This is a genomic window from Clostridium sp. C8, assembly GCF_001010885.1.
Taxonomy (GTDB): domain Bacteria; phylum Bacillota; class Clostridia; order Clostridiales; family Clostridiaceae; genus Clostridium; species Clostridium sartagoforme.
On record NZ_LBMX01000115.1, the window covers coordinates 1 to 1,429 of the forward strand.

General features: G+C 33.2%; 1 protein-coding gene and 1 pseudogene. Both read left to right on the forward strand.

Features of this window, described 5'->3' with window-relative positions:
* The first annotated feature begins 77 nt into the window (after positions 1–77).
* A protein-coding gene (locus AAT22_RS18355; protein WP_242849844.1) for an IS3 family transposase occupies positions 78–1,216 on the forward strand; the annotation gives its coding sequence in 2 pieces (ribosomal slippage) (positions 78–324 and positions 324–1,216; 1,140 coding nt in all).
* Between the two features lie 27 nt (positions 1,217–1,243).
* Positions 1,244–1,408 (forward strand): annotated as a pseudogene (locus tag AAT22_RS18920) (recombinase family protein); the annotation flags it as partial.
* Positions 1,409–1,429: the final 21 nt, after the last annotated feature.

Sequence of the window (1,429 nt, forward strand, 5' to 3'; positions counted from 1 at the left end):
TGGTGTTAGTATAATATTGTAGACACAGAAATCCGAACAACTTAAAATAAAGTTAAGAGGAAGGAAGTGCCTACAAAATGACAAAGAAGATAACAAGATATACTGATGACTTCAAAAATACAATAGTAGAGCTTTATAACTCTGATAAGAGTTTAGCAGAGTTAAACCGTGAATATGGCATATCAAAATCAACTATCCAAGGATGGGTTTCAAAGGCAACGCCTGTGTCTATTGAAAAAGATAAAGTAGTTACAACCGCAGAATACCAAGCGATGATAAAAAGAATGGCAAGGCTTGAAGAGGAAAATGAAATATTAAAAAAAGCCATGGCCATATTCGCGAAGAAGTAACTACCATTTATGAGTTTATAAAGAATAATGCAAATGCTCATAGTGTTAAGCTAATGTGTAAGCTACTAAAGGTTTCAAGAAGTTCTTTCTATAAATTCCTTAATAAAAAAGAAAGTAAAAGATCTTTAGAAAATAAACAACTTAAATCAAAAATAATCAAAATTTATGAAGATAGCAAGAAACGCTATGGAGCACCTAAAATCCATAAAACTCTAAAAGCTGAAAACATACATATTAGTCTTAAAAGAGTACAGAGACTTATGAAAAGGCTCGATATTAAAGCCATTGTGTACAAAAAGTTCAGACCGTTTCCATCAAAAGTAAAAGTTGAAGATAGAGAGAATATCTTAAAAAGGGATTTTTCTACAACATCGATAAATCAAAAGTGGGTAACTGACATTACCTATATTCATACAATAAAAGATGGCTGGTGCTATCTTGCATCAGTAATGGATCTTCATAGTAAGAAGATTATTGGATACTCTATGGATAAAAATATGGATACTGCTCTAGCAATAAATGCTGTTAGGAATGCCTATGAGGTTCAAAAACCTTCAAAACCTCCCGTTCTTCACAGCGACCTAGGAAGCCAATACACAAGCAAAGATTTTTCTAGATATGTATTAGGCTTAAAAATCATGCACTCTTTTAGTGGTAAGGGTTGCCCTTACGATAATGCATGTATAGAATCTTTTCACGCTTCGCTTAAAAAAGAAGAAGTAAATTTAGTGAAGTACTATGATTTTGATGCTGCTAGGTTAGCAATATTTGAATACATAGAATCTTGGTACAATAGGAAGAGAATTCATAGCAGTATTGGCTACATTACCCCTCAACAGTGTGAGGATTTGGCAAAAGTTGCATAAAAATGTTCGAGAAATTGTGTCTACTATATTGACTTAAGTCCAGAAGAACAAAATTCTAGCTATGAGGTTCAGGTCGCACACTATACAGAGTTTATAAAGAAAAATAATGAATGGGAGTTTGCTGGCATCTTTGCAGATGATGGTATCTCCGGTACAAACACTAAAAAGCGTGAAGAATTTAATCGTATGATTGAGGAGTGAATGGCTGGTAAA